This window comes from Bauldia sp., assembly GCA_037200845.1.
Lineage (GTDB): Bacteria > Pseudomonadota > Alphaproteobacteria > Rhizobiales > Kaistiaceae > DASZQY01.
This window is the reverse complement of sequence record JBBCGQ010000001.1, coordinates 2,463,796-2,487,042: the sequence shown is the minus strand read 5'-3', so window position 1 is coordinate 2,487,042 and position 23,247 is coordinate 2,463,796. Positions and strand designations below refer to the sequence as shown.

Sequence of the window (23,247 nt, the reverse complement as noted above, 5' to 3'; positions counted from 1 at the left end):
CATAGCAGCAAGTGCCCGTGGGAGGGGCGCACTTTGACTGTCCGTATGGGCAATCAAAGAGGACTCCATGGAGAGTTTGCGTGCTTCGATCCTGCTCGTTGAGGATGACGAGCCGATCCGACTGGTGCTTTCGAGGGTTCTGAGCAAGGCCGGGTACGACGTAGCCCAAGCGGCCGACGGCCGCGAGGCGATCAAGCGTATTGCCGAGTCGCTGCCGGATCTCATCATTTCCGATGTCGTCATGCCGCGGCTGGACGGGTTCGGGCTGGTCGCCATGCTGCGCGCCGATCCATCCACGCGGATGGTTCCGCTGATCCTGCTTTCCGCCCGCAACAAGCACAGCGATATCGTGCGCGGGCTGGACCTCGGGGCGGACGATTATCTCGTCAAGCCGTTCGACGGGGCGGAGCTGTTGGCGCGCGTGCGCGCCAAGATGGTCCGCCCGCCCGTGCCCTTCGACCTCGTGCCGCAGGACGCCACGGCCGGCATCCTGCCGGTTGCCCACTTCAACCAGGAAGCCGCCCGCGAGATCGCGCGCACCCAGCGCGGCGGGGCGCCCGGCGTGCTCGCCTATGTGGCGCTGAACGAACTGTCGTCCGGGCTGCGCGAGCGCATGGGCACGCGCAGCCAGACCCAGCTTGCCGCGCAGGTGTCCGCGCTGGTCGACGCCGACCGCCAGCCGCTCGACCTGCTCAGTCGCGACAGCGCCCTGCGCTTTCCGTTGCTGATGCCCGAGATGGACGTGACGACCGCCAAGGTCCGCCTTGCCAAGCTTGCCTATCGCATCGCCGCGCACAGCTTCGTCGCCGGCGGCGAGCGCATGCGGCTCACGCCGACGATCGGCTACACCACCTTTGACGATACGACGGAGGCGTCGCCGGCCCGTGAGGCGCTGACTGCCCTCGACGTCGCGGCGACCCATCTCGACCTGCAGCCCATTCGCTACCATCCGAGCCAGAACATTGCGGTCAGCCGGAAGAAGGCGGCGCTCGAGGTGGCGCTGCGGCCGTTGCTTGAGCGGCTGGGGGCGCTGCTGCTGCCGCCTCTGCAGTTGGCGGTTCTCGCTTTCCTGGCGTTCGGCTTGCCGCTGACGGTCTATTCCTCGCTGGCGCGCGTCGGCTGGGACATCACGCCCTTCGCCTATCTGGTCGTGCTGCTGGCGCTGCTGTTCACCGCCGGGCTGATCTGGGCGGAAGGGATCGCGGCGATGCGCCGCGTCGATCCGCCCAACGATCCGCAGATGGTCTATCCGCCGGCCAGTGCGATCATCGCGGCCTACTTGCCCAACGAGGCCGCGACCGTCACGGAGACGATCGAGGCTTTCCTGCACCTCGAATATCCCGGGCCGCTGCAGATCATCCTTGCCTACAACACGCCGCGCACGCTGCCGGTCGAGGCGCATCTGCGCGAGCTTGCCGCGCGCGATCCGCGCTTCGTGCCCATCCGGGTCGCCGATAGCACGTCGAAGGCGCAGAACGTCAACGCTGCGCTGGCCGCGGTCACCGGCGAGTTCGTCGGCGTGTTCGACGCCGATCATCATCCCGACGCGCGCAGCTTCACCCGCGCGGCGCGCTGGCTCGCCAACGGCTACGACGTCGTGCAGGGGCACTGCCAGGTGCGCAACGGCGACGAATCGTGGGTGTCGCGCATGGTCGCGGTCGAGTTCGAATCGATCTACGCGGCCAGCCATCCCGGACGGGCGCGGCTGCATGACTTCGGCGTCTTCGGCGGTTCGAACGGCTACTGGAAGACCAACCTGCTCCGTGAAACCCGGATGCACGGGTTCATGCTGACCGAGGACATCGACTCGTCGATGCGGGTGGTCGAGGCCGGCTACAAGATCGCATCGGATCCGCATCTGGTGTCGCGCGAGCTGGCGACGACCACGCTGAAGGCGCTGTGGAACCAGCGCCTGCGGTGGGCGCAGGGCTGGTTTCAGGTATCGCTGCGCCACACGGCGAGTGGATTTCAGTCGTCAAGACTCTCGCTTCGGCAAAAACTCGGGTTCGCCCATCTGCTGGCGTGGCGCGAGATCTATCCCTGGATATCGCTGCAAATGGTTCCGATCCTCGCCTTCTGGGCATGGCGGGCCGGCGGCATCCAGTACATCGACTGGTTCGTGCCGATCTTCGTTCTGACGACGATCGTGACGCAATCGGTGGCCGTCGGGCAGGTCTACATGGCCTACGTGCTGGCGGCGCCGGAGATCCGCAAGCGAACCAGTTGGTTCGTGTCCTACTTCTTCATCTCGTTCTTCTTCTACACGCCGCTCAAGAATCTCATCGCGATGTACGCGCAGATCAAGGAGCTGTTCCGCGACCGCAAGTGGAAGGTGACGCCGCGGGGGGCGAGGGGTGGCGGCAGTGCGCCGGCCGAGGTCGAGGCGGTGCAGGGCTAGGACGGCGCCCGCGCGAGGCGCCGGAACACGCGCCCGTCGATCGCGGCCAGCCCGGCGGCGATCGCCGCCATGCCGATGAAGTGGTTTGCCGCCAGCCGCTCGCCGAGGAACACCGCGCCGAGCAGCACGGCGGTCACCGGGATGAGCAGCGTCACCAGCATCAGGTTGACCGAGCCGGCGGTCGCCAGGATGCGGTAGTAGATGACGTAGGCGAGGCAGGTCGACAGCGCGGCGATGCCGAGCAGCGCGCCGATCACCGCGAGGCTCGGGAGCGGCAGGCGCCACGGCCCGTCGAAGACGAGCACGAGCACGCCCATGATCGCCGCGCTCGCCGTGATCTGGCCGGCGGCGGTGGCGAGCGGCGCGAGGCCCATCTGCGAGAAGCGGCGGGCAAAGATCGCCGAGTAGGCGTAGAGGCAGCAGGCGGCGAGGATGGCGAGCTCCGGCACGAGGTGGCCGCCGACGTGGGCGAGCGCGTCGCCGCCGATCATGACGACGACGCCGGCGAAGCCGACGAGAATGCCGCCGACGCGGAGCGGCGTCATGCGCTCGTCGATGGTGAGATAGTGGGCGACGACGACCGTGAACAGCGGCGTCGCGGCGTTGAGGATCGAGGCGAGGCCGCTAGGGATCCCGTGGCCCTGCGCCCACGCGATCAGCGTGAAGGGCAGCACGTTGTTGCAGAGGCCCATGATCGCGAAGGCGCGCCAGCTTTCGCGGTCGCGCGGCAGACGACCGCCGGTTGCACGCAGCACGGCGTAGAGCAGGGCGGCGCCCAGCACGACGCGGACCGCGACCAGCGTGTAGGGATCGACGCCGGTGAGTGCCACGGCGTTGAAGAAGAACGAGCCGCCCCAGAGCAGCGAAAGAAAAAGCAGCAGCCCCCATTCGGCCGCGGTCATGGTGTGATTTGGCGGTGAGGCCATGTCGGTCGGTTCCAGCATCGGTTGCCGGCGGGAGTAGCAGGCGCCTGAAAAGGATGCATTCCGTTTCTTGCGCTTGTCATGAACGGGTGCCTTTAAGGCTTTGGTTCCCTTGGATCATTTGCTACGCTCATGGCCTCGCCCATGTGACCGGCGGAGGCAGACCTGAACCGGCTTTATCTCATCGTCGGCGGGGCCATCGTGATCGTGCTGTTCGCGGCACTGATCGTGCCGTGGTTCGTCAACTGGGACAGCTACACGGCGAACTTCGAGCAGGAGGCGACCCGCCTCGTCGGCCATCCGGTCCATGTCGGCGGCGCCGCGCGCGTGCGGATATTGCCGTCGCCGTCGGTGACTTTCACCGATGTCGAAGTCGGCGAGCCGGGCGCGCCGCCGATCGTCACCGTCGAAAATTTCTCTGCGACCATCGAGCTGGTGCCGCTGCTGCAGGGCGAGGTGCGTGTGCTGTCGATGACGCTGGAGCGGCCGCACGTGCGGCTCTCCGCCGACAACCTCGCCGCGGTCAACTGGCTGAAGCCGCCGGGCGGCGGCAAGGGCAACCCCGACCGCATTGTGCTCGGCGGCGTGCAGATCAACGACGGCACGCTGAACTATACGGATTCTGAAACCGGCATCGCGCTCGCCTTCGGCGGCGTCACGGCATCGGTGGCGGCGGACTCGCTTGCCGGTCCGTGGCGGCTGGAGGGCACGTATCTCGAGGGCCAGCGCAGCGTGCCGTTCCGCTTCGCCACCGGCCGGCAACTCGACGACGGCACCATCCGTCTGCAGTCGACGCTGGCGCCGCCGATGCTGCCGGTCAGCCTCTCGGCCGATGGCGTGCTTTCCAATACCGCCGCAAAAGGCTTCGCCTATGTCGGTACCTACAACGCTGCCGAGGTCGCCGGCGACAAGCCGCTGCCCGCCGGCTGGCGCAGCCAGGGCACCTTCGCGCTGTCGCGCGACCGCATCGCCATCGACAAGGCCGTGCTGTCGAACGGACCGGTCGAGCGGCCGACGAGCGTCGCCGGATCGCTCAGCGTCGCCTTCGGCAAGGATCCATCGTTTGCGGCGAGCGCGGAAGCGCGCCAGCTCGATCTCGACCGGACGCTTGCCGGCGGGCCGTCGCAGCCGGTCGACGTTGCTGCCGTGGCGCAGGATTTCCTCGCCCGCATCGTGGCGCTGCCGGTGCCGACGATCCCCGGCCGCATCGCGTTCAATGTGCCCGGCATCGTGGTCGGCGGCTCGGTCATCCAGGACCTCGCCTTCACGGCGGAACCGGCGCCAGACGGCTGGAAGGTCAGCGGACTGCGTGCCCGCCTGCCGGGGCAGGCGCTGGTCGAAGCCGACGGCGTGCTGTCGACGCGGCGCGCGGTCGGCTTCAGCGGCCACGCGCGTCTTGCCGTCGCGCAGCCGGCGGTGTTCGCCGGCTGGTGGCGCGGCAGCGCGCAGGCGGGAGCGGGCGGGCCGCTCTCGGCCTTCGACATATCCGGCGACGCCATGCTCGCTGCCGGCCGCGTGTCGGTCGACAAGATCGCGGCGACGATAGGCGATGCGACCATCACCGGCCGTTTCAGTTGGGGCGACGTCAAGGGTGGCCGTGCGCTGTCGACCGACCTCAAGGCGGATCGCATCGACTACGCCGGGGTGAAGGCGCTGGCCGACCTGCTCGCCGGGCGCGACCTCGCCGATGTGGGATCGCTCGCCGACAGCTTCTCGGTGCGGCTCGCCGCCGACGCCTTCCAGTACGGCGACGTCGCGATGCGGAACGTCGCGGTCGATGCGTCCTACGCCAACGACACGCTGAACGTCGTGCAGCTCGCGATCGGCGACGTCGGCGGCGCGAGCTTCCGCGTCACCAGCGGGCGGATCGACGAACTGACCGCCAACCCGCGCGGCCACCTCGACGCGCACCTCGAGGCCGACACGCTCGACGGCCTGACCGTGATCGCGGGCAAGGTGCTGCCCAGGAGCAGCATCGCCGAGTGGCTGGCGCGTACGGCGCCGTCGCTGGCGCCGGCGGTCGTCAACGCGCGCATCATGGCGCCGCCGAAAAGCGGTGCCGGATTTCAGGTCGCGGTCGACGGCGTCGCCGGGGCGACCACCTTCAGCGCGACGGTGCAGTCGTCGGTCAATCTCAAGCAGGCATCGACATGGCGGACCGTGCCGGGCGTCTTCGCGATCACGGCCGACTCGCCGGACAGCGCTGCGCTCGCGCATCAGTTCGGCTTTGCGGCGAGCGCAGTGAAGGACGACGGCGGCGCGCACCTCGCCGCGAAGGGCGCGGGGATTCCGAAGGACGGCCTCGACTCGGTGGTCGACGGCGAATTCGCCGGCGTCACGGCGAGCGCACAGGGCAAGCTGGTGCTCGCCGAGGCGGCGCCGATCTTCACCGGCAATTTCACGCTCAAGGCCGACGACCTCGCCGCCGCCATCGGCACCGCCGGCCTGTCGATCCCGGGAGCGGCGGCGGGCACGCCGGTCGCGCTCGCCGGGACGTTCGTCGCCAACGGCTCGGATCTCACGCTAACGTGGAAGGACGGCACCGTCGCCGACCAGCCCGTGAGCGGCAACGCCGAAATCGCGCGGGCCGCCGACCAGAGCTGGCGCGTCGGCGGGGCGCTCGACATCGACACGGTCGATCTCGGCTGGCTCGCCTCGCTCGGCCTCGGCTTCGCGCCGGAACTCAGCGGCAACGCCAAGGCGCCGTGGTCGAAGGCGGTATTCGCGCCGCCTACCTATGGCGCGGTGAGCGGCAAGGTCACGGTCGCGACGCGGCATTTTTCCGTCGGCGACCTTGACGTCACCGGCGGCAGCATCGCGCTGGCGCTGCAGCCGAACCGGATCGACGTGGACCTCACCGGCGGTCATGTCGCGGGCGGTGCGGCGGCGGGCGGCGTCTCGATCCAGAACGTCGACGGCAATGCGACGCTCACCGGCCAGTTCAACCTGACCGGCGCGGCGCTCGACTCGTTCGTGTGGCAGCGCGACGGGCAGCCGGCGATTGCCGGTGGACTCGACCTGTCGGCGAATTTCGAGGCGACCGGCAAATCGCCGGCGGCGCTGGTGGCGAGCATGACCGGCGGCGGCGTCATCGCGGTCCACAACGGCGTCGCGCGCGACATCAATCCGGAGACGGCGCGCACGATCGTCCGGCTTTCCGATCTCGGCGAGCCGTTCAGCGACGCCGCCCTGCAGGACGCCGTCGCCAGCCACATCGACACGGATTCGCTGCCCTTCGGCGAGACCGGCGGCGCCTTCACCATTGCCGCCGGCACGGTGCGGCTCAACGGCCTCGCGGCGCGCGGCGCCGACGTCGAGGCGACAGGCAACGCCGTCCTCGACCTCAACGCGCTGACGCTCGCCAGCGACTGGTCGCTCGTCTTCAACTCGGTCGAGCCGGTAGCGGGCGGCGGCGACGCGAAAATCAATCTCGCCTTCCGCGGGCCGCTCGCCGCACCTGTCCGCACCATCGATGCGCTGCCGTTCAACTCGTACCTGTCGACGCGCCAGGCGGCGCGCATGCTCGACGTGATCGCGACGGAGGAAGCGGACCATATCGAGCATGACCGGCTGCGCGACCAGATCAGCAAGATTCGCGGCGATGCGGCGCGCATCGAGCGGCAGAAGCAGCAGATGATCGACGCGGCACGGCGCAAGGCCGAGGCGACGGCCAGCGCCATCGCCAAAGTTGCGGCATGGCACGTCGACCGCGAGATCGATGACGAGGCCCGCACGCTGACGATGCTGGTGCGGGCCGCGGACATTGCCCGCGGCGCCGCGGCGACGGCCGACCTGAGCGCGACCGATGCGGCCGCGAGCGCTGTGGCGGCACGGGCGAAGGCGAACGATGCGCAGGCGGTGCTGGCGTTATCGGTGGCTGCCGACACGAACGCCGCTGCGGCAGCCGCGAAGGCCGGCAGCGACGTTGCTGCGGCGCAGGCGGCGGCGGCTTCGGCCGACGATGCCGCGCGCAAGGCGGCGGCAATCGCGGACAGCGCCGAGGCCAGTGCGGCGGCGGCGATGAAGGCGGAGGCAGAAGCAAAGGACACCGCCGACAAGGCCGACGCCGACCGCTCGACGACGGGCGTCGCGCTCGACGCTGCTAATGCGAAAGCGACCGAGGCCCATGCCGCTGCCGATGCGACCGTCGCCGACCTGGCGCGGGCGCGGGCGGCGCTCGATGCTGCCGGCAAGGCGGTGACCGACGCGGCGCGGCAGCGCGATAGCGCGAAGCAGGCGCTGGCGTTGGCGAGTTCAACGCTGGCGACGACGAAGACGCTGGCCAACCAGAACGCCGAGATCGCGCGGAGCGCGGCGCAGGACGCGACCGAGGCCGACGCGGAGCGGGCGCGGCTGGAGATGCTGGCGCATGCCGCGGTCGACGATCAGCGCGCCGCCGAGACGGAGCGCGACCGGGCGCGCGCCGCGGCCGACGGCAACCGTCAGCAATATGCCGTCGCCCAGTCCGACCTCGCTGCGGCCGAAAGCGCCGATCCGACCGGCAACAGCCTGCAGATTCTCACCAAGCGCACCGACGCCGACAATGCCAAGCGGATGCTGGAGATCGCCGAGAATGCGCTGGCGGCCGCCGAGACGAGCGTCGGCACGGTGGCGGCGAAAGCGGCGACCGCGCAGGCGAGCGCCGACCTCGCCATCGGCAAGGCGCTCGGCGCCGCCGCTGCGTCGTCGCAGGCGGCGGCGACCAGCAGCGCCACGCAGAGCCTGCTCGAGCAGAAGACATCGGAGCGCGATACGGCCGCCGCGCTGGCAGACGCCACCGAGACTGCGGCGCAGCGCGCCGGCGCCGATTTCAACGCGGCGCAGACCGCGGTAAACGTCGCCGACCAGCGCGCCGCAGAACTCGCTGCGGCGGCGAAGGCGGCCGACGCCGAGCAGACCGCCGCGACGAAGGCCAGCGCGGCATCCGGCGCCGGCGTTGCCGGCTTCGCGCTGGCGCAGGCGACCGCGGCGCGCGCCGCCGCCGTTGCCGACGCAACCGCGGCGCGGGATGCCGCCGACATCGCCAAGGCCAGCGCCGATGCCGCTTCGTCCGCGCTGGCGACGCTCGTCGCCGCCAATAACGCGGCGACGGCGGCCGCCGAGACGGCGCACGTGAGGCGGGTTGCCGACCAGCAGGCGGCCGAGGCCGCGCTCGCGGCGGCGACAAAGGCCGACGCCGACGCGACCGCCGCGGCGGCGAATGCCAAGGTGCTGCTCGCCGAGGCGGATGCCGCAACGCGCCGGGTTCAGCCCGAAGCGATGGTTCCGGCGAAGCCATCGGCGACGGTGATGCCGATGCCGCGCCAGCGGCCGCGGCCGTTCAGCCTCGTGCCGGACGCGATGGCCGGCGAGCCGATGACGATCACGCCGGCGGAGTAGCCGCCTTCTTGCGATACCAGGCGAGCACTGCGACGCGGACGGCGGCGGAAAGATTGGTGCCCTCGGCGCGGCCGCGGTCGATCGATGCCACCACGGCCGCGACGCTCGACTTCCGCGCCTCGGCCATCGCGGCCAGCGCCTCCCAGAACGGCGCCTCGAGCGAGATCGACGTGCGGTGGCCGGCGACAGTGAGCGACCGCTTGGCCATCAGTCGCGGTCGCGCTTGTGGCCGTCGATGTTTTTGTCGGCGAGATCGCGCCGTGCGGCCTCGGCTTCCTTCTCGGCGCGCGTACGGCCGAAGCGGGTGCGGTTCGCGGCGGCTTCCTTCTCGCGCTCGTCGCGTTGCTTCGATTTGCGGACGCGGCGGAGGTTGACGATATCGGCCATGATCAGACGCCCGTGAACAGCAGGTCGAGCGCGCGGATGATACGGTCGCGCTGCGCTGCCAGGGTGCCGGCGACTGCGCCTAGCGAACTCGTGCGGATATATGCGAGCTCATTTATGGCCAGCCAATATTCGCCACGGCTGAAACGTATCGGGACAAATACCGGAGGTCGCGCGTGATCGGATTCCGGCCACAGCGGCGCGACGACCACAGTGCGTATGGGCTCCAGGTGGTCGGACTGAAGATTTACGAGAAACGGCGGGTCGGACGCTCCATCCGCGAACGCGTTGCGGTGGACGTCGAATTGGCGACTCATCAGTCGCGAAGGCGTTCATACCAGAGACCGTTTTTCTCGATCTCCTTGTTCCAGGCGTCGATGGCTTGGCGATTCTCTTCCTGCCAGGCGAGCTGCCGCTTGCGCTTGTCAATACTCTGGCGGAGGCCCAATTCCACCTCACGCTCCACATCGACACCGAGCTTCCGCGCCTCGCGCAGCAATGCCGAATCCACGGCAAGATCGACTGTGTCAGCCATGATCTTCTCCTAGACCTTCAGAATAGCACGGCCCCGGCAGGCGGCAACCGATGGCCTATTTCGGCCCGAGCATGTCCTCGGGGCGGACGATCCGGTCGAATTCGGCGGCGGTGACGTAGCCGAGGCGGACGGCTTCTTCCTTCAGCGTGGTGCCGTTGTGGTGGGCGGTCTTGGCGATCTCGGCGGCCTTGTCGTAGCCGATCTTGGGGGTGAGCGCCGTCACCAGCATCAGCGAGCGCTGCATCAGTTCCTTGATGTGATCTTCGTTGGCCTTGATGCCGATGACGCAGCGGTCGGTGAAGCTCACCGCGGCGTCGGCGAGCAGGCGCACCGACTGCAGGAAATTGTACGCCATCACCGGATTGTAGACGTTGAGCTCGAAGTGGCCCTGGCTGCCGGCGAAGGTGACGGCGGCGTGGTTGCCGAAGACCTGCACGCAGACCTGGGTCATCGCCTCGCACTGCGTCGGGTTGACCTTGCCCGGCATGATGGACGAACCCGGCTCGTTCTCGGGAAGCGACAGCTCGCCGAGGCCGGAGCGGGGACCGGAGCCCAGCAAGCGGATGTCGTTCGCGATCTTGAACAGGCTCACCGCCACCGTGTTCAGCGCGCCGTGCGAGAAGACCATCGCATCATGTGCCGCCAGCGCCTCGAACTTGTTCGGCGCCGTGGTGAAGGGCATGCGCGTGATCGCGGCGATGCGGTCGGCGATGCGCTGCGCGAAGCCGACCGGCGCGTTGAGGCCGGTGCCGACGGCAGTGCCGCCCTGGGCGAGCTGCATCAGGCGGGGCAGCGTCTGCTCGATGCGCGCGATGCCGTTCTCGACCTGCGCGGTGTAGCCGGAGAATTCCTGGCCGAGGGTAAGGGGCGTCGCATCTTGGGTGTGGGTGCGGCCGATCTTGATGATGCGGGCCCACTCCATCGCCTTGTCGTTCAGGGCGTTCCGCAGCTTCTGCAGCGCCGGGATCAGGCGGTGGTGGATCTCCTCGGCCGCGGCGATGTGCATCGCGGTCGGGTAGGTGTCGTTGGACGATTGGCTGAGGTTGACGTGGTCGTTGGGGTGGACCGGCGTCTTCGAGCCGAGTTCGCCGCCGAGCAGCTCGATCGCGCGGTTGGCGATCACCTCGTTGGCGTTCATGTTCGACTGCGTGCCCGAGCCGGTCTGCCAGACGGCGAGCGGGAAGTGGGCGTCGAGCTTGCCCTCGATCACCTCCTCGGCCGCCTCGACGATGGCTTCGCCGATCTTCGGGTCAAGCTTGCCGAGGTCCATGTTCACTTCCGCCGCGGCGCGCTTGACGATGCCCAGCGCGCGCACGATCGGGACGGGCTGTTTCTCCCAGCCGATCGGGAAATTTTCCAGCGAGCGCTCGGACTGCGCGCCCCAGTAGCGATCCGCCGGCACCGCGATCGGGCCGAAGGAGTCCGTCTCCATTCGCGACTTCTGGGTGGCCATCGGAGCTTACTTCTTGCGGAATGCGTCGAGGCTGACGACCTGGGCCGCCGCGGCCGGCACGGCGTCTTCCTTGTCTTTGTCTTTTTCCTTGTCGCGGGCGGCGGCGGGCGCCTCGGCCTTCTTCTCGAGCGCGACGACAGGCGCGGGCGCCGCGACTTCGGCGAGCGGCTCGGCGAGGCGCGGGGCGAGCGCCATGTTGAACTCGATCTTGAAGCCGACGGAGGGATCGAGGAACTGCTTCACCGCAGAGAATGGAATGAGCAGCCGCTCGGGTATGCCGTTGAAAGAGAGACCGACCTCCATCGCGTGCTCGGTGACGACGAGATCCCAGTACTGATGCTGGAGGACGATGGTCATCTCCTCCGGGTACTGCGACAGCAGGCGGGTGGAGACGCGCACGCCCGGCGCGGTCGTCGCGAACGAGATGAAGAAGTGATGGTCGCCCGGAAGCGTGGTGCGCGCGACTTCCGACAGCACCTTCCGCACTACGCCGCGCAAAGCATCCTGCGCCAGGATGTCGTAGCGGATCAGATCCTCGGCCATTGTGCCTGCCGCATTAACCAGTGCCCCCCGCGCATCCGTCGGGGCACAGCCCCTGGAATAAAGTGGAGGCTTCTGTTGCCAGGTGCCTCCGAACCCCGCCTTACGATGCGAACCGCAAGGACTTCGATTGAGATTGCATCACTGCATTACGCAGCGAGGCGAACCTCGGCATAGTTGTCATTAGCAACTATAGTTTCGGTCCGATAACGGTGGAACCATGCCGAGCGAAAACACACCCTTTACGCCCTCGTCGATCCTAGTTCGCCCCCATAAATGGTGGAGGCGCCGGGTACTGCCCCCGGGTCCGTAGGGTTTATTACGATGGCAGTTTATCGCCGTAGCCGGATTGCTCCGGCACCTCGAAATATAGGGATTCGCGCCGCGAACGCAAAGGGAAGCCGTTCGCTGTGCCTTAAGAGGCGATGAACCGGCCAATTGCCTCACTGTCCCCAAACAGGGCAGCACGCGCGCGATCCCAATCGACGACCATCAGCGGCTCGGGCGAAGGGAGGGCCGCCAGGGCGGAAAGCACGGCTTCCTGCTCGGTGTCGGAGCCGCGCAGCGTCAGTTCGATCGTCTGGATGGCCGTGCCGGCGGGCTGGCGGTAGAGCACAGCCGCCGTCAGGAGCGATGGCCCGAAAGCCTTGGCGCGAGCGATGATCTGGGGCCGGTCGGTGCGGCCCGTGACGACCTGGCCGATCGGTGGGAACAGAGGCGCCAGAGCATCGACCGCGGCCGCGAACGGGATTCCGAGGCGCTCCACATCGGCGGGAGCCGGCGGCCGCACATACATGTCCGACCAGCCGTAAGCGGTCCGGTGCGCTGCCGAATGGCGGGCAATTGCTGCCATTTGTTCGGCCACCCAGGCTGCGTTCCCGGCAGGCATGACTTCCACCCCGCCAACCACATCGTCGTCGATGAACAACTGCTCCATGGGGTGCGATCTTGCCGAGACGGGCAGGGGACGCCAAGTAGCATCCCTCCATGAGGGCGAAAACTATGGAACTGGGCGTCTACACCTTTGCCGAGATGTCGCCGGACCCGCGGACAGGCGCGCGGCTCGATCCGGCGACGCGCTTCCGTAATCTGCTGGAGGAAGTCGAACTGGCCGATCAGGTCGGGCTCGACGTCTTCGGCATCGGCGAGCACCACCGCGTCGATTTCGCGGTGTCCGCTCCCGCCGTGGCGCTCGCGGCAGCGGCGGCGCGCACCAAGAACATCCGGCTGACCAGCGCGGTCAGCGTCATTTCCTCCGACGACCCGGTGCGGGTGTTCGAGGAATTCGCCACGGTCGACAATATCTCCAACGGCCGCGCCGAGATCATGGCGGGGCGGGGCTCGTTCATCGAGTCGTTCCCGCTGTTCGGCTACGACCTCAACGACTACGACTCGCTGTTCGCCGACAAGCTCGACCTGCTCCTCAAGATTCGCGCCGGCGAGCGCGTGAAGTGGTCGGGCAAGCATCGCGCGCCGATCAACAATCTCGGCGTCTATCCGCGGCCGGTGCAGAATCCGCTGCCCGTGTGGATCGCGGTCGGCGGCACGCCGGAGTCGGTGGTGCGCGCCGGCACGCTCGGCCTCCCGCTGGCGCTCGCCATCATCGGCGGCGAGCCGGAGCGCTTCGCGCCGCTGGTCGATCTCTATCGCGAGTCGGCGCAGCGCGCCGGTCACGATCCGGCGAAGCTCAAGGTCGGTATCAATTCGCACGGCTATGTCGCCGACACCGCCCAACAGGCGCGTGACGAAGCCTTCCCGCCGTTTGCCGAGGCGATGACGCGGATCGGGCGCGAGCGCGGCTGGCCGCCGACGACGCGCGCGCAATTCGATGCGGGAACGACGCTGCGCGGGGCTGCGTTTGTCGGCAGCCCGGACGAGGTGACGGAAAAGATTCTGTTCCAGCACGAGTTCTTCAACCATGACCGCTTCCTCGTGCAGTTCAGCGTCGGGGCGCTGCCGCACAAGCAGTTGATGCACTCGATCGAACTGTTCGGCACGAAGGTCGCGCCGGCGGTACGCAAGGCGCTGGGCGCGGCGGAGGCGGCGACCGTAGCGGTCGACGCCTAGTTCGCCTCACTTTTGCAGCTTCGCCTTCACCTCCGGCCAGTTCGTCTGCGCGGCGGGGATGTTGCCGGGCAGGTCGACGAAGGCCGCCGAATAATTCATGTAGAGCTTGCCTTCGATCACCTCCCAGACCTCCGGCTCGATGTTGGCGGAGACCTCGTGGTAGGCGACGCCCTCGGCGCACAGGCCGCCGAATTGCGGCGCGTACGCCTCCGGGTTGGCGGCGAACAGGGCGCGGTCCTTCTCATTCGCGAACTGCCACGTGGCGCCTTGCCATTCGTAGGTGATGGTCTCGAGGCCCCTGGTCGCTTTCCTGGCCGTGAAATACGCGACCGTGTCGTAGCCCTCGATGGCGACGTTGCCGAAGTATCCGGTGTTGACGTTGCTGGCGAAGGCGGGCGCGCTCGCCAGGATGGTTCCGGCGACAAGCAGGCTGGTGAATCGGAAGGTCATTGCCGTGGCTCCTTGGTTATCGCCGTCGATCAGAGTGCGGCTTTGCGCTTGGTGCATTCCTTCAGCCATGCCGGATCGACCTCCTGGCACGCAGCGCCCCTCTTGAGGAGCAGCGCGATGATGGCGTCGTGTTCCTTGAAGGCGGAGCGCGTCAGCACCGTGTAGCCGTGTGCTTCGGTCTGCTCGATCGCGGCGCCGCGGTCGAGCAGCAGCGTGACGATGTCGATGTGGTTCTCCTCCGCGGCGACGAACAGCGGCGTCACCTTGAACTTGTTGCCTGCCTCATCGACGGCAACGCCGGCGGCGAGCAGGGCCTCGACGGCGGGCAGATCGCCGGCAAAGGTCGCGGCGTGCAGCGCCGTCATGCCGCGGTCGTTCCTCGCGTTGACGTCGGCGCCGCGCTTGATGAGATCGAGCACCACGGCGGTCTTGCCGGCGAGTGCGGCGATGATCAGCGGTGTCTCGGCGCTGGCGTTCTTTTCCTCGATCGTGCCGCCACTGCCGAGCGCCTTGGCAAGTGCCGCGAGGTCGCCGGCCTTGGCCGCGTCGCCGACCGGGCCGGCCATCGCGGCGGCAGCGAAGAGGCAGGAAAGCGAAGCGGCGATTGCAGCGATTCGAAGGTGCATCGGAGGTCTCCCTGACGCGCTCTGTGCGTGCTCCGACTTTGCTTGCATCGCGGCGATGATGGTATGACTGGCCGTCCGATCTTGCTGTCCGATCGTCCCAATCGGGAGGGCGAATGAGCATTCTGACCCTCGAAGAGATGGTCGAGCAGATCCAGCAGCCCGAGCCGGACGTGCTCTCCGAGGTGTTGCGCGCCGTCCGCCTGACCGGCGCGCTGTTCTTCGACAACGCCGGATACGCGCCATGGGTGGCGACGACGCCCACCGTCGCCGACGTCGCCCATTTCGTCATGCCGCGGGCCGAGCATGTGATCCCCTTCCACATCGTGACGGCGGGCTCGTGCTGGGTGTCGCTGGTCGACGATCCGTCGTCGGCCGTGCTGCTGCGCGCAGGCGACGCGGTCCTCTTCCCCAACGGCGATGAGCACAATCTCGGCTCCTCGCCGGATCTCCACGAGGAGCCGCGGCTGGAGGAATGGGACGTTGCCGATCGGCCGCTGCCGGTTACCTTCATTCTTAACGCGGGCGAGGGCAGGGAGGAGGCCTGTCACTTTGTCTGCGGCTTCCTCGGCTGCGACGCGCGTCCGTTCAATCCGCTGCTGGCCGCGCTGCCGCGCATGCTGCGCGCGCGCACGTCGGAATCGACGCAGCGCCTGCTGGTCAGTCTGGTCGGCAAGGCGATCGCCGAGACGCGCGGGCGTGGCGCCGGCAGCGATTCGGCGCTGACCAAAGTCGCCGAGCTGATGTTCGTCGAGGTGATCCGCTGGCACATGGACAATCTGCCGGCCGACGCGGTCGGCTGGCTGGCGGCGCTGCGCGATCGCCACGTCGGCGCCGCGCTCCGCCTCATGCATTCGCGGCCGGCAGAGCCGTGGACCATCGAGAGCCTGGCGCGGAACGTCGGCCTGTCGCGCTCGCGCTTTGCCGAGCGCTTCACCGACCATCTCGGCACCTCGCCGATCCAGTATCTCGGCCGGTGGCGCATCCAGCTCGCCTCGCGCCTGCTCGAGCAACAGGGTGCCAGCGTCGCTAGAGTCGCGGCGGAGGTGGGCTATGCTTCGGAGGAAGCCTTCCAGCGCGCCTTCAAGAAACTCATCGGCGTGCCGCCCGGGGCCTGGCGGAAGGAACACGGCCCCCTATCTCCCGCTGCTTCGGTCACCGGGTCAACCTGACGACTGCTGTCAGGTTCGTGCTGCAGTGCATGGCATTGTGATCAAATCGTCACACCTAAGATGTTGATGTGACGGGTGTTCCAGCTAAATTGTTGCATTGCACAAATGCGCGGTATATAGACTTAGTCCCAGCGCGATCCTTCCTCCCAAGGCGGCCCGCGCCACCACCCGAAAGACATCGCTATGGCATCAAGTTTCGCACGAAACGCGATCGTGCTCGGCCTCGTGTCGGCTATCGGCCCGTTCGCGATCGATATGTATCTTCCGGCCTTGCCGACGCTTGCGCAGGACCTGCAAGCTTCGCCCGCCGCCGCTCAGGGAAGCCTCATGGCTTTCTTCCTGGCGGTCGCCCTCTGCCAGATCATCTACGGCCCGGTGTCCGACTCGTTCGGCCGCAAGGCGCCGCTTTATTTCGGCAGCATCCTCTACGTCATCGGCGCGGTCGGCTGCAGCTTCGCGCCGTCGATCGAGTGGCTGATCTTCGCGCGTTTCGTTCAGGGTATCGGTGCCTGCGCCGGCATGACGATCCCGCGCGCGGTCGTGCGCGATCTGCACACCGGACATGAGGCCGCGCGCCTGATGTCGCTTCTCATGCTCGTCTTCAGCGTCTCGCCGATCCTGGCGCCGCTGTTCGGCAGCGCCGTCATCGCGTTCGGCTCGTGGCGGGAAATCTTCCTGGCCATGGCGGTTGCCGCCGTGCTGAGCGTGTTCCTCGTCGGCTTCGCGTTGAAGGAGACGCGGCCGGTCGAGCAGCGTATCCCGTTCAACATCCGCACGATCGCGGCGAGCTATGCCGGGCTGTTCCGCGACCGGCAGTACATCGGGCTGGTGTTCATCGGCGGCTTCGGGCTGGCGAGCTTCTTCGCCTTTCTGTCGGGCTCGTCGTTCGTCTACATCGGCCACTTCGGCCTCTCGCCGGCCGAGTACAGCATTGCCTTCTCGGTGAACGCCATCGCCTTCATCGGCACGGCGCAGCTCACCGGGTATTTCGGCAAGCGCTTCGGCCTGCACCGCACGGTGCGCGCGGCGCTCACCTTCTACCTGATATCGACCTCGACGCTGTTCGTGCTGACGCTGGCCGGCGTCGACAATCTCTACGTTCTGGCCAGCCTGCTGTGGATCGGCTTCGCGGCGATGGGCCTCGTCATCCCGTCGACAGCGGCGCTGTCGCTCGAAAATTATGGCCGCACGGCAGGTACGGCGGCGGCCCTGATGGGTACGCTGCAGCTTGTTGCTGGAGCCGTCGTGGTCGGCCTCGTCGGGGCGTTCTCGAACGGCGCCGTCCTGCCGATGGTCACGGCCATCGTCGCCTGCGCGCTGGTCGCCTTCATTCTCGGCATGATCACGCTCCGCAAGGGCGCGCCGGAAGTCGAGGTCGAGGCCGAGGCGCACGCGCAGCCGGCGGAATAGCTGGAGTTTCGGGCGGGGGTGCGCCCCCGCCCGGAATCGCCTATCTAGTCCCGGATGCGCCAGTACCTCGACCTGATGCGCCACGCGCTGGAGCACGGCACCCGCAAGCCGGATCGCACCGGCACGGGCACGTTGTCGCTGTTCGGCTACCAGATGCGCTTCGATCTCGCGGCCGGCTTCCCGCTGGTGACGACCAAGAAGATTCACCTGAAGTCGGTGATCCACGAGCTGCTCTGGTTCCTCTCCGGCGACACCAACATCCGCTACCTCAAGGACAACGGCGTCCGTATCTGGGACGCGTGGGCCGATGAGAACGGCGACCTCGGCCCGGTGTACGGCAAGGAGTGGCGGGCGTGGCCGACGCCGGACGGCGGCACCATCGACCAGATCAAGCTGGTTGAATCCGAGATCAAGCGTAACCCGGACTCGCGCCGCCTGATCGTCACCGGCTGGAACCCGGCCGACATCGACAAGCAGGCGCTGCCGCCGTGCCACACGCTGTTCCAGTTCTACGTCGTCAACGGCACGCTCTCGTGCCAGCTCTACCAGCGTTCCGGCGACATCTTCCTCGGCGTGCCGTTCAACATCGCGTCCTACGCGCTGCTGACGCAGATGATGGCGCAGGTGACCGGGCTGAAGCCCGGCGAATTCATCCACACGCTCGGCGACGCGCACCTCTATCTCAACCACATCGACCAGGCGAAGCTGCAGCTATCGCGCGCGCCGCGGCCGCTGCCGAAAATGAAACTCAATCCGGACGTCCATTCGATCTTCGATTTCGTCTACGACGATTTCGTGCTGGAGGGGTACGACCCGCATCCGTCGATCAAGGCGGAAGTCGCGGTCTGAGCTGAGGAGACGGGCGTGAAGGAGATCGAGTCCGCGATCGAGAAGCTGATCATGGCGGCGCGCTGGATTCTGGTCGTCTTCTACGGCGGCCTCGGTCTGGCGCTCATCGTCTATGCGGTTTCGTTCGTGCTCAAGTTCTTCGATGTCGCGGCGCATGTCGTCGATTACGGCGAGGACGAGATGATCCTCGCCATGCTGTCGCTGATCGACGCGGCGCTGGTCGCCTCGCTGCTGGTGATGGTGATGATCTCGTCCTACGAGAACTACGTCAGCCGCTTCGAGAACGCCGCCAACGAATTGTCGTGGCTGGGCAAGCTCGACGCGGGCAGCCTCAAGATCAAGGTGGCGTCGTCGATCGTCGCCATCTCGTCGATCCATCTCCTGCAGATTTTCCTGAACCTCGGGAAGTACAGCGAGGACCAGATCCGCTGGGCGACGATCCTGCACATCACCTTCGTCGTGTCGGCGCTGCTGCTCGCGGTCGTCGACCGCATCTCGTCCAAGACCAAGGAACCGAAGCAGCCGTGAGCCGCCCGCGCATCGCGCTCATCGCGGCGGTCGCGCGGAACGGCGTGATCGGCGCGGCGGGCAAGATGCCGTGGCGGCTGTCGACCGACGCGCAGCGCTTCAAGCGGCTGACCATGGGCAAGCCGATCGTCATGGGCCGCAAGACATACGAGTCCATCGGCAAGCCGCTGCCCGGGCGCACCAACATCGTCGTGACGCATCGTCCCGGCGCTGCAACCGAGGGCGTCGTGTTCGTGCCCGACCTCGAGGCGGCGCTGTCGGTTGCCACGACCCGTGCCGAGGTGGCCGGCGTCGGTGAGATCATGGTTATCGGCGGCGGCGAGATTTACGCGGCGACGCTGGAGCGCGCGGATCGCCTCTACATCACGCATGTCGAGGCGTCGCCGGACGGCGACGCGCGCTTTCCGCCGATCGATCCCGCCGTGTGGCGCGGCGCGTCGTCGGAGCGCATCGGCGTCGGGGAAAAAGACACCGCGCCGACGACCTTCGTTATCTATGACCGGGTGGCGCCGCTGCCTGTTTAGTTGACAGTCGCCCCGCCGCTACCCAAGTGATGCCACGCCCCTCACGTTGCATGGGTGGCCGAGGTTGCTATAACCCCGGCCGGACAGCATGATTGCCCGCCCGAAGCGCAAAACCCTGCGCTGACAGCCCCTTAAGGAGCGCAATGCCCGGTATCATTCACGCCAGCGGTGGCTGGAAAGGCGGCAACGGCGGTCCGTGGGGGCAGGGCCCGCGCAACCCGGGCAGCGGCGGGGGGTCGAGCCCGCCAGACCTCGAAGAGCTTCTCCGCCGCAGCCAGGACAGACTGCGCCGCGTGCTGCCGGGCGGCGGCGGGCGCAACGTCAATCCGGTAACGCTGATCGCGATCCTGGCGCTGGTCGTCGCGTTCGCCGCGTATTTCTTCTTCACCTTCCGTGTCGCGCAGAACGAGGAGGGCGTCGTCCTCCGTTTCGGTTCCTATTCGCGCGATGCGCGGCCGGGCCTGAACCTGCGCCTGCCGTATCCGATCGAGACGGTGTTCACGCCCGAGGTGACGACGGTCAACCGCGTCACCATCGGCCAGGACGACCGCGGCAGCGGCCGCGACATTCCGGAAGAGTCGCTGATGCTGACCGGCGACGAAAACATCGTCGACATCGACTTCACCGTCTTCTGGAAGATCAACGACGCGGCGAAGTATGTCTTCAACATGCAGGACCCCGACGGCACGGTGAAGGCCGTCGCCGAGAGCGCGATGCGCGAGGTCGTCGGCCAGTCCGACATCGCGGCCGTGCTGACGCAGGCACGCCAGATCACCGAGACCAACGTGCAGAAGCTGATCCAGGGCACGCTCGACGAGTTCGGCTCGGGCATCATGATTACGCAGGTGCAGTTGCTGAAGGTCGATCCGCCGGGCGACGTCATCGCGTCGTTCCGCGACGTGCAGGCGGCGCGCGCCGACCAGGAGCGCATCCAGAACGAGGCGCAGACCTACGCCAACAAGGTGGTGCCGGAAGCGCGCGGCCGGGCTTCGCAGATCACCGAGGCCGCCAACGCCTACCGCGACCAGATCATCGCCGAGGCGGAAGGCCAGGCGGAACGCTTCGATAAGGTCTATCAGAGCTACAAGGCGTCGCCGGACGTGACCCGCCGGCGCATGTACCTCGAGACGATGGAGCAGGTGCTGGGCGGCGTCGATAAGGTCATCGTCGGCGAGGGGGCTGCCGGCGCCTCGGGCGTCGTGCCGTACCTGCCGCTCGACCAGTTCAGCACGACCCGCAGCGCGCCGCCGCCGCCGGTTTCGTCTTCCTCGACGACGGGAGACGGCCAATGAGACGGACAATCTTCTCGGGCGTCGGCGTCGCCGTCGTCGTCATCCTGGCGTTCCTTCTCTATGTGAGCGTCTTCATCGTCGACCAGACGCAGCAGGCGCTTGTCTTGCGCTTCGGCCAGGTGGTGGCGCCGGTCGGCGGAGACCTGCAGCCGGTCACGCAGCCCGGCCTCTATTACAAGCTGCCGCTCATCGACAACGTCGTCTATTTCGAGAAGCGTATCCTCGATCTCGACTCGCCGCCGCTGGAGGTCATTGCGTCGGATCAGAAGCGGCTCGTGGTCGATGCCTTCGGCCGCTACCGCATTACCAACGCGTTGCTGTTCTACCAGTCGGTGGGCAGCGAGGAATCGGCGCGCGAGCGTCTGTCGCTGATCCTCAACTCCGCTATCCGCCGGGTGCTCGGCGATGCGACCTTCATCCAATTGGTGCGTGACGAGCGCGCCGACCTGATGAAGAAGATCACCGAGCAGGTCGATCGCGAGGCGAACGGCTTCGGCATCCAGATGGTCGACGTGAAAATCCGGCGGGCCGATCTGCCGGCGGAAAACAGCCAGGCCATTTACCAGCGGATGCAGACCGAGCGTCAGCGCCAGGCGACGGAAATCCGTGCGCAAGGCGAGCAGGCGGCCCGCCGCATCCGCGCCGAGGCCGACCGTCAGGCGACGGTGATCGTGGCCGAGGCGAACGGCGAGGCGTCGCGCCTGCAGGGCGACGGCGAAGCCGAGCGCAACCGCATCTATGCGGCGGCGTACGGGCAGGACCCGGACTTCTTCGCCTTCTACCGCTCGATGCTGGCGTATCAGGCGGGGCTGAAGCCCGGCTCGACGCGGCTGCTGATCTCGCCGGATTCGGAATTCTTCCGCTTCTTCGGCAATTCGCTGGGGACTCCGGTGCCTCCGGCGGCGGCAAAGCCGGCGACGCCCTAGCTCGGAGGCGCACCTCCTCTCCGCCTTCCCCGAAGGCGGAGACCTCCTCTCCGCTTTCGCAGGGATGAGCGCGGCGTCGGGGCCTCGCGGAAAAGTGCCCGCAAACGCGGTCGCTTTTCCGCCCCAGTTACAGCATGATTGTTGTCGCGAGGGCGGCCGCGGTCGGCCGCTTTGAGGAGAGGCTGATGGCCGCCACCACGATGTCCCGAGCCCCCATGATTTTCGGCGCCGCGCTCTTCGCGGCGTTCGTCGCCGCCGGCCCGGCCTCGGCCAAGAACGGCGGTGGGCCGGACTCGGTCGCCGATCTCGTCGCGCCGCTGCTCGACGCGGTGGTCAACATCTCGACCGCGCAGACGATTGCCGGCACGCGCGGCGCGGCGCCGGCGCCGGACGACAACGCCGGGCCGGGCGGCGACGTGCCGTTCCAGGATTTCTTCAACGATTTCTTCGGCGACAAGAACGGCGGCGCGGTGCCCGAGGCGCGGCCGCGCCGCGTCCAGTCGCTGGGCTCCGGCTTCGTCATCGATCCGTCCGGCATCATCGTCACCAACAATCACGTCATCGAGGACGCCGACGAGATCACGGTCAACTTCCCGAACGGCAAGAAGCTGCCCGCGACCGTCATCGGTCACGACGACAAGACCGATATCGCGCTGATCCGGGTCAAGCCGGCGGCGCCGCTGACCGCGGTCAAGTTCGGCGATTCGACCAAGCTGCGCGTCGGCGACTGGGTGATGGCGATCGGCAATCCGTTCGGCCTCGGCGGCACGGTCACGGTCGGCATCGTCTCGGCGCGCAACCGCGACATCAACGCCGGCCCCTACGACGACTTCATCCAGACCGACGCGGCCATCAACCGCGGCAACTCGGGCGGCCCGCTGTTCAACGAGAGCGGCGAGGTCATCGGCATCAACACGGCGATCATCTCGCCGACCGGCGGCTCGATCGGCCTCGGCTTCTCGATCCCGTCGGAGATCGCGTTCAACATCGTCGGCCAGCTCAAGGAATTCGGCGAGACGCGCCGCGGCTGGCTCGGCGTGCGCGTGCAGGACGTGACCGACGAGGTCGCCAAGGATCTGGCGATGGATACGCCGACCGGCGCGCTGGTCGCGGGCGTCGAGGAGACCGGCCCGGCGGCGGCCGCCGGCATCGTCGCCGGCGACGTCATCCTGTCGCTCGACGGCAAAACGATCGACGCCATGCACGCGCTGCCGCGGCTGGTCGCCGACGAGCCGGTCGGCAAGGTCGTCGATGTCGTCATCGTCCGCAAGGGCGTGCAGCAGACGCTGAAGGTGACGCTCGGCCTGCTCGAGGAAGCAAGCGCGGCGGCGCTCGCCAATGACAAGCCGGACGCAACGACCGCCGCGCCGGGCGACACCAAGAAGGGCGGCGGGACCACCGACCAGGCCAACCGCGGCGACGATTCCACGACCATGCAGCAGGGCGAGACGCCGCCGGCAACCGCGCCGCACGTCATGACCGGGCCGCTCGGCCTGACGCTGTCCGATCTTTCGCCCGACACGCGCGCGACTTACGGCATCAAGGCGGACGTCACCGGCGGCGTCGTGGTCACCGGCGTCGAAGCGGGCAGCGCGGCGGACGAGAAGCGGCTCCAGGCCGGCGACGTGATCTCGATGGTCGGCGAGGACCTGGTCTCGTCGCCCGACGATTTCCAGGCCAAGATCGATGCCCTGAAGAAGGACGGCCGCACCAACGTGAAGCTGGTCGTCCAGAACAAGGAAGGGCACGTGCGCTGGGTGAACCTGCCGCTCAGCGCGGAGTAGGTCGGCAGTC

General features: G+C 67.8%; 21 protein-coding genes and 1 other RNA gene. 11 read left to right on the top strand and 11 right to left on the bottom strand.

Annotated features, from left to right (window positions below; genetic code table 11):
* The first annotated feature begins 67 nt into the window (after positions 1 to 67).
* The gene (locus WDM94_12345; GenBank protein ID MEJ0013387.1) at positions 68 to 2,398 is read left to right on the top strand and encodes a response regulator; all 2,331 of its coding nucleotides are present in this window, start codon (positions 68 to 70) and stop codon (positions 2,396 to 2,398) included.
* On the opposite strand, the gene WDM94_12340 is transcribed toward WDM94_12345, so the two are convergent.
* Entirely contained in the window at positions 2,395 to 3,300 is a 906-nt protein-coding gene (locus WDM94_12340) for an EamA family transporter (GenBank protein ID MEJ0013386.1), read from the bottom strand. The two genes, WDM94_12345 and WDM94_12340, sit on opposite strands and share 4 nt — an antisense overlap.
* 186 nt (positions 3,301 to 3,486) lie before the next feature.
* On the opposite strand from WDM94_12340, the gene WDM94_12335 reads away from it, so the two are divergent.
* A complete protein-coding gene (locus tag WDM94_12335; protein ID MEJ0013385.1) occupies positions 3,487 to 8,700 on the top strand; it encodes an AsmA-like C-terminal region-containing protein in 5,214 nt (1,737 codons plus the stop codon).
* Here WDM94_12335 and WDM94_12330 read toward each other — a convergent pair.
* The 8 genes from WDM94_12330 to WDM94_12295 form a co-directional block, all read right to left on the bottom strand.
* Positions 8,684 to 8,908 (bottom strand): ribbon-helix-helix domain-containing protein, encoded by a 225-nt coding sequence (locus WDM94_12330; protein MEJ0013384.1) that lies wholly within the window; start codon positions 8,906 to 8,908, stop codon positions 8,684 to 8,686. The genes WDM94_12335 and WDM94_12330 overlap by 17 nt on opposite strands.
* The gene (locus WDM94_12325) at positions 8,908 to 9,087 is read right to left on the bottom strand and encodes a DUF4169 family protein (protein MEJ0013383.1); all 180 of its coding nucleotides are present in this window, start codon (positions 9,085 to 9,087) and stop codon (positions 8,908 to 8,910) included. Before WDM94_12325 ends, WDM94_12330 begins: the two co-directional genes overlap by 1 nt.
* Before the next feature lie 2 nt (positions 9,088 to 9,089).
* Positions 9,090 to 9,401, bottom strand: a complete 312-nt coding sequence (locus WDM94_12320; GenBank protein ID MEJ0013382.1) for a CcdB family protein — start codon at positions 9,399 to 9,401, stop codon at positions 9,090 to 9,092.
* On the bottom strand, positions 9,401 to 9,619 hold the full coding sequence (locus WDM94_12315) for a type II toxin-antitoxin system CcdA family antitoxin (GenBank protein MEJ0013381.1): 219 nt from the start codon (positions 9,617 to 9,619) through the stop codon (positions 9,401 to 9,403). Before WDM94_12315 ends, WDM94_12320 begins: the two co-directional genes overlap by 1 nt.
* 55 nt (positions 9,620 to 9,674) lie before the next feature.
* Positions 9,675 to 11,072, bottom strand: coding sequence for a class II fumarate hydratase (gene fumC, locus WDM94_12310; protein ID MEJ0013380.1), 1,398 nt, complete (start codon positions 11,070 to 11,072; stop codon positions 9,675 to 9,677).
* A 6-nt stretch (positions 11,073 to 11,078) separates the two neighbouring features.
* Positions 11,079 to 11,615 carry a ClpXP protease specificity-enhancing factor SspB gene (locus WDM94_12305; GenBank protein MEJ0013379.1) on the bottom strand — a complete coding sequence of 179 codons (537 nt, stop codon included), beginning with the start codon at positions 11,613 to 11,615 and terminating at the stop codon, positions 11,079 to 11,081.
* Between the two features lie 61 nt (positions 11,616 to 11,676).
* Positions 11,677 to 12,011, bottom strand: a transfer-messenger RNA (tmRNA) gene (gene ssrA, locus WDM94_12300).
* Positions 12,012 to 12,027: 16 nt separating this feature from the next.
* On the bottom strand, positions 12,028 to 12,549 hold the full coding sequence (locus tag WDM94_12295) for a hypothetical protein (protein ID MEJ0013378.1): 522 nt from the start codon (positions 12,547 to 12,549) through the stop codon (positions 12,028 to 12,030).
* A gap of 65 nt (positions 12,550 to 12,614) precedes the next feature.
* On the opposite strand from WDM94_12295, the gene WDM94_12290 reads away from it, so the two are divergent.
* Positions 12,615 to 13,679: an LLM class flavin-dependent oxidoreductase gene (locus WDM94_12290; protein MEJ0013377.1), complete on the top strand. Its 1,065-nt coding sequence runs from the start codon at positions 12,615 to 12,617 to the stop codon at positions 13,677 to 13,679.
* Positions 13,680 to 13,685: 6 nt separating this feature from the next.
* Here WDM94_12290 and WDM94_12285 read toward each other — a convergent pair whose 3' ends face one another.
* Entirely contained in the window at positions 13,686 to 14,129 is a 444-nt protein-coding gene (locus WDM94_12285; GenBank protein MEJ0013376.1) for a YHS domain-containing (seleno)protein, read from the bottom strand.
* A gap of 29 nt (positions 14,130 to 14,158) precedes the next feature.
* Positions 14,159 to 14,755 (bottom strand): ankyrin repeat domain-containing protein, encoded by a 597-nt coding sequence (locus WDM94_12280; GenBank protein MEJ0013375.1) that lies wholly within the window; start codon positions 14,753 to 14,755, stop codon positions 14,159 to 14,161.
* 113 nt (positions 14,756 to 14,868) lie between these two features.
* On the opposite strand from WDM94_12280, the gene WDM94_12275 reads away from it, so the two are divergent.
* The 8 genes from WDM94_12275 to WDM94_12240 all read left to right on the top strand — a co-directional run bounded on the left by WDM94_12275 (position 14,869) and on the right by WDM94_12240 (position 23,237).
* Positions 14,869 to 15,924 carry an AraC family transcriptional regulator gene (locus WDM94_12275; GenBank protein MEJ0013374.1) on the top strand — a complete coding sequence of 352 codons (1,056 nt, stop codon included), beginning with the start codon at positions 14,869 to 14,871 and terminating at the stop codon, positions 15,922 to 15,924.
* A gap of 183 nt (positions 15,925 to 16,107) precedes the next feature.
* Complete coding sequence (locus tag WDM94_12270) at positions 16,108 to 17,334, top strand: multidrug effflux MFS transporter (GenBank protein ID MEJ0013373.1); 1,227 nt, start codon at positions 16,108 to 16,110, stop codon at positions 17,332 to 17,334.
* 54 nt (positions 17,335 to 17,388) lie between these two features.
* Positions 17,389 to 18,183 (top strand): thymidylate synthase, encoded by a 795-nt coding sequence (locus WDM94_12265; protein ID MEJ0013372.1) that lies wholly within the window; start codon positions 17,389 to 17,391, stop codon positions 18,181 to 18,183.
* A gap of 15 nt (positions 18,184 to 18,198) precedes the next feature.
* Positions 18,199 to 18,711, top strand: a complete 513-nt coding sequence (locus WDM94_12260; GenBank protein ID MEJ0013371.1) for a TIGR00645 family protein — start codon at positions 18,199 to 18,201, stop codon at positions 18,709 to 18,711.
* Complete coding sequence (locus WDM94_12255) at positions 18,708 to 19,235, top strand: dihydrofolate reductase (protein ID MEJ0013370.1); 528 nt, start codon at positions 18,708 to 18,710, stop codon at positions 19,233 to 19,235. Before WDM94_12260 ends, WDM94_12255 begins: the two co-directional genes overlap by 4 nt.
* A 143-nt stretch (positions 19,236 to 19,378) precedes the next feature.
* A complete protein-coding gene (hflK, locus tag WDM94_12250) occupies positions 19,379 to 20,527 on the top strand; it encodes an FtsH protease activity modulator HflK (GenBank protein MEJ0013369.1) in 1,149 nt (382 codons plus the stop codon).
* Entirely contained in the window at positions 20,524 to 21,453 is a 930-nt protein-coding gene (locus WDM94_12245; protein ID MEJ0013368.1) for a protease modulator HflC, read from the top strand. The genes hflK and WDM94_12245 overlap by 4 nt, the downstream gene beginning before the upstream one ends.
* A 185-nt stretch (positions 21,454 to 21,638) precedes the next feature.
* Positions 21,639 to 23,237 carry a Do family serine endopeptidase gene (locus WDM94_12240; protein MEJ0013367.1) on the top strand — a complete coding sequence of 533 codons (1,599 nt, stop codon included), beginning with the start codon at positions 21,639 to 21,641 and terminating at the stop codon, positions 23,235 to 23,237.
* Positions 23,238 to 23,247 lie beyond the last annotated feature (10 nt).

Bases quoted from the DNA above. Each gene is read 5' to 3' on its own strand.
- WDM94_12345 (MEJ0013387.1), top strand. From the start codon at position 68: ATGGAGAGTTTGCGTGCTTCGATCCTGCTCGTTGAGGATGACGAGCCG.
- WDM94_12340 (MEJ0013386.1), bottom strand. From the start codon at position 3,300: ATGACCGCGGCCGAATGGGGGCTGCTGCTTTTTCTTTCGCTGCTCTGG.
- WDM94_12330 (MEJ0013384.1), bottom strand. From the start codon at position 8,908: ATGGCCAAGCGGTCGCTCACTGTCGCCGGCCACCGCACGTCGATCTCG.
- WDM94_12325 (MEJ0013383.1), bottom strand. From the start codon at position 9,087: ATGGCCGATATCGTCAACCTCCGCCGCGTCCGCAAATCGAAGCAACGC.
- WDM94_12320 (MEJ0013382.1), bottom strand. From the start codon at position 9,401: ATGAGTCGCCAATTCGACGTCCACCGCAACGCGTTCGCGGATGGAGCG.
- WDM94_12315 (MEJ0013381.1), bottom strand. From the start codon at position 9,619: ATGGCTGACACAGTCGATCTTGCCGTGGATTCGGCATTGCTGCGCGAG.
- fumC (MEJ0013380.1), bottom strand. From the start codon at position 11,072: ATGGCCACCCAGAAGTCGCGAATGGAGACGGACTCCTTCGGCCCGATC.
- WDM94_12305 (MEJ0013379.1), bottom strand. From the start codon at position 11,615: ATGGCCGAGGATCTGATCCGCTACGACATCCTGGCGCAGGATGCTTTG.
- WDM94_12295 (MEJ0013378.1), bottom strand. From the start codon at position 12,549: ATGGAGCAGTTGTTCATCGACGACGATGTGGTTGGCGGGGTGGAAGTC.
- WDM94_12290 (MEJ0013377.1), top strand. From the start codon at position 12,615: ATGGAACTGGGCGTCTACACCTTTGCCGAGATGTCGCCGGACCCGCGG.
- WDM94_12285 (MEJ0013376.1), bottom strand. From the start codon at position 14,129: ATGACCTTCCGATTCACCAGCCTGCTTGTCGCCGGAACCATCCTGGCG.
- WDM94_12280 (MEJ0013375.1), bottom strand. From the start codon at position 14,755: ATGCACCTTCGAATCGCTGCAATCGCCGCTTCGCTTTCCTGCCTCTTC.
- WDM94_12275 (MEJ0013374.1), top strand. From the start codon at position 14,869: ATGAGCATTCTGACCCTCGAAGAGATGGTCGAGCAGATCCAGCAGCCC.
- WDM94_12270 (MEJ0013373.1), top strand. From the start codon at position 16,108: ATGGCATCAAGTTTCGCACGAAACGCGATCGTGCTCGGCCTCGTGTCG.
- WDM94_12265 (MEJ0013372.1), top strand. From the start codon at position 17,389: ATGCGCCAGTACCTCGACCTGATGCGCCACGCGCTGGAGCACGGCACC.
- hflK (MEJ0013369.1), top strand. From the start codon at position 19,379: ATGCCCGGTATCATTCACGCCAGCGGTGGCTGGAAAGGCGGCAACGGC.
- WDM94_12245 (MEJ0013368.1), top strand. From the start codon at position 20,524: ATGAGACGGACAATCTTCTCGGGCGTCGGCGTCGCCGTCGTCGTCATC.
- WDM94_12240 (MEJ0013367.1), top strand. From the start codon at position 21,639: ATGGCCGCCACCACGATGTCCCGAGCCCCCATGATTTTCGGCGCCGCG.